The organism is Mycobacterium colombiense (assembly GCF_003284975.1).
Taxonomy (GTDB): domain Bacteria; phylum Actinomycetota; class Actinomycetes; order Mycobacteriales; family Mycobacteriaceae; genus Mycobacterium; species Mycobacterium europaeum_A.
The window spans coordinates 1-10,975 of sequence record NZ_QMEU01000128.1; the positions used below are offsets into that span (position 1 = coordinate 1).

General features: G+C 69.9%; 4 protein-coding genes and 1 pseudogene. 4 read left to right on the plus strand and 1 reads right to left on the minus strand.

The features are described from left to right. Positions 1-8: 8 nt before the first annotated feature. Together lnt and DQP58_RS23690 are read left to right on the plus strand one after the other, a co-directional pair. Positions 9-1,724, plus strand: coding sequence for an apolipoprotein N-acyltransferase (lnt, locus tag DQP58_RS23685; RefSeq protein ID WP_240630093.1), 1,716 nt, complete (start codon positions 9-11; stop codon positions 1,722-1,724). Positions 1,725-1,758: 34 nt separating this feature from the next. After that, positions 1,759-2,580, plus strand: a pseudogene (locus DQP58_RS23690) (polyprenol monophosphomannose synthase); the annotation flags it as partial. A 39-nt stretch (positions 2,581-2,619) separates the two neighbouring features. On the opposite strand, the gene DQP58_RS23695 reads toward DQP58_RS23690, so the two are convergent. Then, positions 2,620-2,955, minus strand: a complete 336-nt coding sequence (locus tag DQP58_RS23695) for an RNA polymerase-binding protein RbpA (RefSeq protein ID WP_007770897.1) — start codon at positions 2,953-2,955, stop codon at positions 2,620-2,622. Positions 2,956-3,134: 179 nt separating this feature from the next. On the opposite strand from DQP58_RS23695, the gene DQP58_RS23700 reads away from it, so the two are divergent. Both DQP58_RS23700 and DQP58_RS23705 read left to right on the plus strand, forming a co-directional pair. Further along, positions 3,135-3,485: a hypothetical protein gene (locus tag DQP58_RS23700; protein WP_112710585.1), complete on the plus strand. Its 351-nt coding sequence runs from the start codon at positions 3,135-3,137 to the stop codon at positions 3,483-3,485. Between the two features lie 418 nt (positions 3,486-3,903). Beyond that, positions 3,904-10,975 (plus strand): type I polyketide synthase (locus DQP58_RS23705; protein ID WP_114149367.1); only part of this gene is annotated, 7,072 nt, incomplete at its 3' end.

The following is a 10,975-nucleotide window of genomic DNA, read 5'->3' on the forward strand; positions in this document are numbered from 1 at the left end:
TGCCCCGCCTGACCCGGCTCAGTTGCGCCATCGCGGGCGGCCTGCTCCTCTGTGCCAGCTTCCCGTCGCTGAACTGGTGGTGGGCGGCCGTGGTGGCCGCCGCGTTGCTGGGGTGGGTGCTGACGCACCCCGCGACCACGCCGGCGGGCGGCCTGGGTTACACCTTCCTGTTCGGGCTGGCGTTCTACCTGCCGCTGCTTCCGTGGGTCGGTCTGCTGGTCGGCCCCGTCCCATGGGTCGCGCTGGCCACCGTATCGGCGCTGTTTCCCGCCCTGTTCGGACTGTGCGCCGTCACCGTGCGCCGGCTGCCCGGCTGGCCCATCTGGTTCGCGCTGATCTGGGCCGCTCAGGAATGGCTCAAGTCGGCCGTCCCGTTCGGCGGCTTTCCCTGGGGTTCGGTCGCATTCGGTCAGACGCACGGTCCCTTCCTGCCACTGGTCCAGCTCGGCGGCGTGGCGCTGCTGTCCATGGCGATCATGCTGGTCGGCTTCAGCGCGACGGCCATCGCGCTCGAGATCGTGAAGTGGTGGCACTTAGGCCACCCCGCTGCGCGCCCCGCCGGCGGCGCCGACGAACCGGGGCACCCCGATCCCGCGCCGCCCGCGGTGGTGGTGCCCGGCGTCTGCATCTGCCTGGTGCTCTTCGCGTCGCTCATCGTCTGGCCGCAGGTGCGCCACGCCGGTACGGGGTCGGGCGGCGAGCCGTCGGTCACCGTCGCGGCTGTGCAGGGCAACGTGCCGCGGCTGGGCTTCGAATTCAACGAACAGCGGCGGGCGGTGCTGGACAACCACGTCCGGGAGACCCTGCGGCTGGCCGACGACGTGCGCGCCGGGGCCGCCCCGCAACCGCAATTCGTGCTCTGGCCGGAGGACTCGTCGGACATCGACCCGCTGGTCAACGGCGACGCCGCGCTGCAGATATCCCAGGCGGCGGCGGCCATCGGCGCGCCGATCCTGATCGGCAGCGTGCTCGAGGTGCCGGGGCGTCCCCCGCAGGATCCGAACTACACCAACACCATGATCGTGTGGAATCCGGCAACGGGCCCGGCCGATCGCCATGACAAGGAGATCGTGCAGCCATTCGGCGAATACCTGCCGATGCCGTGGCTGTTCAAGCACCTGTCCGGCTACGCGGACCGAGCCGGAAGCTTCGTGCCCCGCCGGGGCCCCGATGTGGTGCACATCGCAGGGGTGCCCCTGGGCGTCGCCACTTGTTGGGAAGTGATCTTCGACCGGGTGCCGCGACAAGCGGTGCTCGGCGGTGCCCAACTGCTGGCCGTGCCGGCCAACAACGCCACCTTCAACAAGAGGATGAGTGAGCAGCAGCTGGCATTCGCCAAGGTCCGGGCCGTCGAACACGACCGGTACGTGGTGGTGGCCGGCACCACCGGGATCAGCGCCGTCCTCGCCCCCGACGGCGGCGAGTTGGCGCGCACCGACTTCTTCCAGCCCGCGTATCTGGACATGCAGGTGCGCCTCAAAACCAGGCTGACGCCGGCCACTCGCTGGGGACCGCTGCTGCAGTGGGCCATGGTCCTGGCGGCCGGGGCGGTCATTCTGGCCGGGATACGGCAGAATGGATGGTTCCCGCGTTCGACACGTCTGCGGTCCACACGTCGATCGACAGGGGCCGGTGCCACCCCGGGCGAACCCCCGCCCGACCAGCACGACCCGGACACTGCGCCCGACCCCCGGGACCGCACGCCGGCAAACGACGGCGACTGACCACACTCCGTCCGACCAGGACGGCCGACTTTTTCGAATTCGGGCGACACAGAGGAGCTACATGACCACCGGCCAGCCGGCGCCCCAGGTTCCGGGCAACCGTCCCAGCCAGCGCGTCTTGGTGATCATCCCCACCTACAACGAGCAGGAGAACCTTCCGGTGATCCACCGGCGGCTCAAAGAGGCCTGCCCGCACGTGCACCTGCTCGTGGTGGACGACAGCAGCCCCGACGGCACCGGCCAGCTCGCCGAGGAGCTGGCGGCCGGTGATGCGGGACGCACGCACGTCATGCACCGCACCGCCAAGGATGGCCTGGGCGCGGCGTATCTGGCGGGCTTCGCCTGGGGCTTGAGCCGTGACTATTCGGTGCTGGTCGAGATGGACGCCGACGGCAGCCACGCGCCCGAGCAGCTGCACCGCCTGCTGGACGCCGTCGACGCCGGGGCCGATCTGGCCATCGGCTCGCGCTACGTGGACGGTGGAACGGTACGCAACTGGCCGTGGCGGCGCTGGGCGCTGTCCTGGACGGCGAACACCTATGCCCGCCTGGCGCTCGGCATCGGCGTGCACGACATCACCGCCGGTTACCGCGCCTACCGCCGCGAAGTGCTCGAGGCGATCGACCTCGACGGCGTCGACTCCAAGGGCTACTGCTTCCAGATCGATCTGACCTGGCGCACCATCTGCAACGGCTTCACCATTACCGAGGTGCCCATCACCTTCACCGAGCGCGAGCTCGGCGTGTCCAAGATGAGTGGGTCGAACATCCGCGAGGCCCTGGTCAAGGTCACCCGCTGGGGTGTCCAGGGCCGGCGGTCGGGGGCCCGGACCAGCAGGGCCGACAACCGCAGCTAGTTCGCTAGTCTGCGGGCCGGCCCCGACTGAATCGGTGGCTCAGCCGCGACGGCGGGTCTTGATGATCTCGAGGCGCTCCTTGAGCAGCTCTTCGAGCTCCTCGACGGAGCGGCGCTCCAGCAACATGTCCCAGTGCGTCCGCGGCGGCTTCACCTTCTTCGGCTCGGGCAGGTCGCCCTCGATCAGCGTGCCTTCCAGGCCGTTGCGGCACAGCCAGGTGCCGGGGATCTCGGCGTCGTCGGCGAAGGGAACCTCGAACTCCTCGCCGTTCTCGGTGCGGTACTTCGCGAGCTGACGCGGCGCCAGGTCGTGGTTGCGGTCAGTCTCGTAGCTCACGGCCCCGAGGCGACTGCCTCTCAGTACGCGATCAGCCATGGCTGCTACTCCTTCAGGTCTTCTCGGAGCTCTCCGGCTCCCTTACTGCGTTCAGTGCAAACTCTTCATCTAGCAAACGCTGCGATCATCCGCACAGTTCCCCGGCCGGAGCCGGCATACGCGACGCGACCTTCAATGATACCGGGATCGCCGGGAAAACCCGACTAAAGTCGGCAGGCGTGAGCCGCCGCACCCGCCCGCAGCCCTGTCGCTGGTGCGGTCGAGACGTCACCGACGCGGGAATGGGCCGCCGTCGCCAATACTGCCGGCAGTCGTGCCGGCAGCGGGCGTACGAGCAACGGGCGTCGCTGAACCGCAACGGCGTGGCGGCCGTCCCCGAGGACGCGGTGGTGCTGTCGGCCGACGAAGCGGCCGACCTGTCGGATCGCGTCTACCAGGTGCGCTGCGCGGCCGAGGATGTCGCCACCGCCGTGGACGAAGGCGCCGGGGCCCCCGAGCTGCGCCGGTTATGCGACACCCTGATCCAAGCCGCCAGGGCCGCCGACGGCTGGCGCCGAGCGGGTGTGTGACTCTTTCGTTGGCACCGGACCGGCCGTGACCGGCGCCGCGCCGGGACATTTCCCGACATGCGCCTGACCACCGGCTATGGCTGGCCGGGTACAGTCGCGCCATGGACGTCGGGCCATGTTTACAACGCACCGCTGTCCAGCGAGCACACCGGGCACCTCGTGTCACATCTTCTTTGCGCGGCGCGGCGCAACTGTCCAGGCCGGTCCTCCCGTAGCAGTCGGGAGCAGCGGACGTTTTGAAATCCTGTCGGAGTTGGCCATACTCACCAGCAATATTCTTGGGTCGGAGAGCGGCACGACGCTGGTCGAACGGGAAACGGCGTCGCCTCGTGCAGCAAATTCCGTGACTCGGCGAGAACCGCACCCGGCGGTGGAAGACGGCCGCACGTCGTCAGGCGAAGGTTAGGCGAGGTTTGTGATGGTTGATCAACTCCAGCATGCGACCGAAGCGCTGCGCAAAGCGCTGGTCCAGGTTGAGCGCTTAAAGCGCACCAACCGCGCGCTGCTGGAGCGGTCCAACGAGCCGATCGCGATCGTCGGTATGTCCTGCCGCTTCCCGGGCGGCGTGGACAGCCCGGAGGCGCTGTGGCACATGGTCGCCGACGGCCGCGACGTGATCTCGGAGTTTCCCACCGACCGCGGCTGGGACGTGGCGGCCCTGTACGACCCGGACCCCGACGCGCGGCACAAGTGCTATGTGAAAACCGGCGGCTTCGTCGACGGCGTCGCGGACTTCGATCCGGGCTTCTTCGGCATCGCGCCCAGCGAGGCGTTGGCGATGGATCCTCAGCATCGGATGCTGCTCGAACTGTCGTGGGAAGCGTTGGAGCGAGCCGGGATTGACCCCAGCGGCCTGCGTGGCAGCGCCACCGGGGTGTTCGCTGGGCTCATCGTTCAGGGCTACGGCATGCTCGCCGAGGAGATCGAGGGTTACCGCCTGACCGGGATGACCTCCAGTGTCGCCTCGGGGCGGGTGTCCTATGTGCTGGGGCTGGAGGGCCCGGCGGTGTCGGTGGACACGGCGTGTTCGTCGTCGTTGGTGGCGCTGCACATGGCCGTGCAGTCGCTGCGTTCGGGGGAGTGTGACCTGGCCCTGGCCGGCGGCGCGACGGTGAACGCCACTCCGACCGTCTTCGTGGAGTTCAGCCGGCACCGCGGCCTGGCGCCCGACGGGCGGTGTAAGGCCTACGCGGGTGCGGCCGACGGCGTCGGCTGGTCCGAGGGCGGCGCCATGCTGGTGGTGGAGCGCCTGTCGGACGCGCAGCGGCTGGGGCACCCGGTGCTGGCGGTGGTGCGCGGCTCGGCGGTCAATCAGGACGGTGCTTCCAACGGGTTGACCGCGCCCAACGGTCCCTCGCAGCAGCGGGTGGTGCGTGCCGCGCTGGCCAACGCGGGTTTGTCGGCGGCCGACGTCGACGTCGTCGAGGGGCACGGCACGGGGACCACTTTGGGTGACCCGATCGAGGCTCAGGCGCTGTTGGCGACCTATGGGCAAGAGAGGGCCGAGCCCGGGAAACAGCCACTGTGGCTGGGGTCGATCAAGTCGAACATGGGCCATACGCAGGCCGCCGCCGGGGTGGCCGGCGTCATCAAGATGGTCCTAGCGATGCGCCACGAGATGTTGCCCGCGACGCTGCATGTCGATGAGCCGAGCCCGCACGTGGACTGGTCGGCGGGTGCGGTGTCGTTGCTGACCGAGGCACAACCCTGGCCGGGCGAGCGTCCGCGCCGGGCGGGCGTGTCGTCGTTCGGTATCAGCGGCACCAACGCGCACGTCATCGTCGAGGCCGCCCCGGCCGAACCGGTGCGGGAGGCCGGCCCGGCGCGGGCGGTGGTCCCGTGGGCGGTGTCGGCGAAGTCCACGTCGGCGTTGGCCGCGCAGGCGGCCCGGTTGGCCGAATACGTTCGCGCGCACGATGATCTGGCCGTCGCCGACATCGGGTGGTCATTGGCGGGCCGCGCGACGTTCGAGCACCGGGCCGTCGTGGTGGGCGGTGACCGCGACCGGCTGCTGGCCGGGCTGGACGAGCTGGCCAACGACGACCCGACCGGATCGGTCATCCGGGGCACCGCGACACCGGCGGGCAAGACGGTGTTCGTCTTCCCCGGCCAGGGCTCCCAATGGCTGGGCATGGCGATCGAATTGCTGGACACCGCACCGGTATTCGCACAGCAGATCCGGGAGTGCGAACATGCCTTCGCCGAATTCGTCGACTGGACGCTGACCGACGTGCTTCGCGGCGCGCCCGACGCTCCGGGCCTGGACCGCGTCGACGTCGTGCAGCCGGTGCTCTTCGCGGTGATGGTGTCGCTGGCCGAGCTGTGGAAGTCGATCGGGGTAAACCCCGACGCGGTGATCGGCCATTCGCAAGGGGAGATCGCGGCCGCCTACGTCGCCGGCGCGCTGTCGCTGCGCGACGCCGCCCGGGTGGTCACGTTGCGCAGCAAGCTGCTGACGTCACTGGCCGGCCCCGGCGGCATGCTGTCCATCGCGTGCAGCACCGAGCGGGCGCGGGAGTTGTTGGCGCCGTATGGGAATCGGGTCAGCATCGCCGCCGTCAACGGCCGCTCGGCCGTCGTGGTGTCGGGCGAGGTGGCCGCGCTCGACGAGCTCGTCGGCTTCTGCGCCGACCTCGAGCTGCGGACCCGGCGCATCGACGTGGACTACGCCTCGCACTCGGTTGAGGTCGAGGCGATCCGCACCGACCTCGCCGAGGTGCTGTCCGGCATCGAACCGCGCTCCACGCGCGTCGCGTTCTTCTCCACGGTGACCGGAAACCGTTTGGACACAGCCGGACTGGACGCCGAGTACTGGTACCGCAACATCCGGCAGACCGTGCAGTTCGACCAGGCGGTCCGCAGCGCCTGCGAACACGGATACCGCACATTCATCGAATCCAGTCCACACCCCGCCTTGGTCGCCGGCATCGAAGACACCGCCAACGACAGCCTGCCGGGCGACACCGAGGCCATCGTCATCCCCACCCTGGGCCGCGAGGACGGGGGACTCGAACGATTCCTGAGTTCGGCCGCCACCGCGTTCGTCGCGGGGGTTAGCGTGCAGTGGCGCGGCGCGCTGGACGGCGCGGGCTTCGTCGAGCTACCTACGTATGCCTTTGACCGGCGGCGGTTTTGGCTCTCCGGGGAGGGCATCTCGGCTGACGCGTCGGGCCTGGGGCTCGGCACCAGCGAGCACCCCTTGTTGAGCGCGGTCGTCGAGCTGCCTGCCTCGGGCGGGGTCGTCCTGACGGGCCGCTTGTCGCCGAGTCTGCAGGGCTGGCTGACCGATCACGCCGTGTCCGGCACGGTCGTTTTCCCCGGATCCGGCTTCGTGGAACTGGCGATTCGCGCCGGCGACGAAGTGGGCTGTTCGACGGTCGACGAACTCACGCTGCAGGCGCCGATGATGTTGCCCGACAAGGATTCCGGCTTGGGATCGGTCGCCGTGCAAGTGGTGGTGGGTCCCGACGAAGAGTCCGGTCAGCGCGCGGTGTCGATCTTCTCGCGGCCCGACACCGCCTCGGGCTGGGTGTGCCACGCCGAAGGAACGCTGAGCCCCGGCTCAGTCGAGCCGGGTGCGGACCTGTCGGCCTGGCCGCCGGTGGGAGCCGTCAAGGTCGACGCGGCCGACGGCTACGAGCGGTTGGCGGCGCGCGGCTATGGCTACGGCCCGGCCTTCCAGGGCCTGACCGCGACGTGGATCCGCGACGACGAGGTGTTCGGCGAGGTGCGTCTGCCCGATGCCGCCGGCGGCGTCAACGGGTTCGGTGTCCACCCGGCCTTGCTGGATGCGGCCATGCACGCACTGGTGGTCAGTCACCAGGTAGCCGGCCAGACCGACGAAGTGGTGTTGCCGTTCTCCTGGGAGGGCGTGTCGTTGCATGCGGCGGGCGCGTTGGCGGTGCGCGTGCGGATCGCCCCGGCATCGGCGCCGGAGTCCGCTTCGACCCTGTCCAGGGCGGTCTCGATCGAGCTGGCCGACGGATTGGGCTTGCCGGTGCTCTCGGTGCGCGCGATGGTCGCGCGTCCGGTGAGCGAGCGGCAGCTGCGCGCGGCCGTGTCGGCCTCGGGCCCGGATCGGCTGTTCGAGGCGGTGTGGTCACCGGCCGCGACCACGGCCGGTAACACCGAGCCGTCGGTCCACGAGGTTTTCGAATCCGTTGCCGCCGGCGAAGATCCGGTGTCCGGAACATATGAGCGCACCCATCGGGCGTTGGCCGCCGTGCAGGCGTGGCTGACCGAGCGCGACTCCGGGGTGCTGATCGTCGCGACCCGGGGCGCGATGGGATTGCCGGAGGAGGACGTTCCGGATCTGGCCGGTGCCGCGGTATGGGGGCTCGTGCGGTCGGCGCAGACCGAGCATCCCGGCCGCATCGTGCTGGTGGATTCCGATGCGGCGCTTGACGATAAAGCGATAGCGACCGTTCTGGCCGTCGGCGAACCCGCGGTGTTGCTGCGTGACGGCAAGGCGTACACCGCGCGGGTGCGCGGCAGCCGCGCGGTCGACGCGATCATGACGCCCCCGGCCGACGGGCCCTGGCGGCTGGGCATCAGCAGCGCGGGAACCTTCGAAAACCTACAGCTCGAGCCCGTTCCCAACGCCGGTGCCGCGCTGGAACCGGGCCAGGTCCGGGTGGCGCTGCGCGCCATCGCCACCAACTTCCGCGACGTCATGATCACCCTGGGCATGTTCACCCACGACGCCCTGCTCGGTGGCGAAGGCGCCGGCGTAGTCGTCGAGGTCGGGCCGGGAGTCACCGAGTTCGCGGTCGGCGATTCGGTCTACGGCTTCTTCCCCGACGGCAGCGGCACGTTGGTGCCCGGTGACGTCCGCCTGTTGCAGCACAAGCCCGCCGATTGGTCTTATGCCGAAGCGGCCGGCATCTCAGCCGTTTTCACCACCGCCTACATGGCCTTCATCCACCTGGCCGACGTCAAGCCCGGGCAGCGGGTGTTGGTGCACGCCGCCGCCGGTGGCGTGGGCATGGCCGCGGTTCAGCTGGGCCGGCACTTGGGCCTGGAGGTGTTCGCGACCGCGAGCCGCGGCAAGTGGGACACATTGCGGGCCATGGGCTTCGACGACGACCACATCGCGGATTCGCGCAGCCTCGAGTTCGAGGAGAAGTTCCGGGCGGTGACCGGCATGGCCGGGATGGATGTGGTGCTGGACTCGCTGGCCGGTGAATTCGTCGACGCCTCACTGCGGCTCGTCGCTCCCGGCGGCGTGTTCCTGGAGATGGGCAAGACCGACATCCGCGACCCGGGTGTGGTGGCCCAGGACTACCCGGGTGTCCGCTACCGCGCCTTCGACCTGTTCGAGCCCGGCCGTCCGCGGATGCATCAGTGGATGGACGAGCTCGCCGGGCTGTTCGACGCCGGGGTGCTGAAACCGTTGCCCGTCACAACCTTTGACGTGCGGCGCGCCCGCACCGCGCTGCGTTACCTGAGCCAGGCCCGCCACATCGGCAAGGTCGTCATGACTCTGCCTTCTGGGCTGGGTGCGGGCACCGTGCTCATCACCGGCGGCACCGGCATGGCGGGTTCGACGCTGGCCCGTCACCTGGTGGCCAACCACGGCGTCGAAGACCTGGTGCTGCTGAGCCGGCGCGGTCCGGACGCCCCCGGGTCCGCCGAGTTGATCGCCGAGCTGCAAGCCGCCGGAGCCCGCGCGCGTGCGGTGGCCTGCGACGCCGCCGATCGGGCGGCGCTGGCGGAGGTGATTGCCGACATTTCGGCGCAGCGGCCGCTGTCGGGCGTGATCCACGCGGCCGGCGTGCTGGGCGACGCGACGATCACCTCGCTGACACCGGAGCGTGTCGACGCGGTGTTGCGGGCCAAGGTCGACACGGCGTGGAACTTGCACGAGTTGACCCGCGACCTGAATCTGTCAGCCTTCGTGATGTTTTCGTCGATGGCCGGCCTGGTGGGCTCGTCGGGCCAGGGCAACTACGGGGCGGCGAACGCGTTCCTGGACGGGTTGGCGGCACACCGGCGGGCGCACGGGTTGCCGGGGATCTCGCTGGCCTGGGGGCTGTGGGATCAGGCCAGCGCCATGACCGGCGGACTGGACGCCGCCGACCTCGCCCGGCTGGGCCGCGACGGGATCTTGGCGCTGTCCTCGGATGAGGCGATGGAACTGTTCGACACCGCATTGATCGTCGACGAGCCGTTCCTGGCGCCGGCCTGCATCGATCTCGGCGCGCTGCGGGCCCATGCGGTCGCGATGCCGCCGATGTTCACCGATCTGGTCAACGCCCCGACACGCCGCCGGGTCGACGACTCGCTGGCCGCGGCGAAATCGAAATCGGCGCTGGCGCATCGTCTGGACGGATTGTCCGAAGCGGAGCAGCACGCGGTCCTGCTGGATCTGGTGCGCTCGCACATCGCCACCGTGCTGGGCAACACCACCCCCGAGGCGATCGATCCCGACAAGGCGTTCCAAGAGTTGGGCTTCGACTCGCTGACCGCGGTCGAAATGCGCAACCGGCTCAAAACCGCTACCGGACTGGCGCTTTCGCCGACCTTGATCTTCGACTATCCGACGCCCAACGGACTGGCCGGCTACATCCGCACCGAGCTCGCCGGGCTCCCGCAGGAAATCAAGCACGCCACGGTCGCGCGCGCCACCGACGACGACCCGATCGTGATCGTCGGCATGGCCTGCCGTTATCCCGGTGGGGTGACTTCGCCGGACGACCTGTGGGACATGCTGACCGAGGGCCGCGACGTGCTCTCGGACTTCCCGACCGATCGCGGCTGGGACCTGGCCGGCGTGTACAACCCGGATCCCGACGTGCCGGGCACCTGCTACACCCGCACCGGCGGCTTCGTCGACGGCGTCGCGGACTTCGATCCGGGCTTCTTCGGCATCGCGCCCAGCGAGGCGCTGGCGATGGATCCGCAGCAGCGCATGTTCCTGGAGTTGTCGTGGGAAGCGTTGGAGCGAGCGGGAATCGACCCCGGCAAGCTCCGCGGCAGCGCCACCGGAATGTTCGCCGGCGTATACACGCAGGGCTACGGGATGGGCGCGGCACCGACCGCCGAGGGCTTCCGGCTGACCGGGCAGTCGTCGAGCGTGGCGTCGGGGCGGGTGTCCTATGTGCTGGGGCTGGAGGGCCCGGCGGTGTCGGTGGACACGGCGTGTTCGTCGTCGTTGGTGGCGCTGCACATGGCCGTGCAGTCGCTGCGTTCGGGGGAGTGCGACCTGGCCCTGGCCGGCGGCGTCACCGTCAACGCCACCCCCGACATCTTCGTGGAGTTCAGCCGCATGCGCGGGCTGTCCGAGGACGGTCGGTGCAAGGCCTACGCGGGTGCGGCCGACGGCACCGGATTCTCCGAGGGCGGCGGCATGCTGGTGGTGGAGCGCCTGTCGGACGCGCAGCGGCTGGGGCACCCGGTGCTGGCGGTGGTGCGCGGCTCGGCGGTCAATCAGGACGGTGCTTCCAACGGGTTGACCGCGCCCAACGGTCCCTCGCAGCAGCGGGTGGTGC

Coding starts and splice junctions, on each gene's coding strand:
- DQP58_RS23695 (WP_007770897.1), bottom strand. CDS start 2,955: ATGGCTGATCGCGTACTGAGAGGCAGTCGCCTCGGGGCCGTGAGCTAC.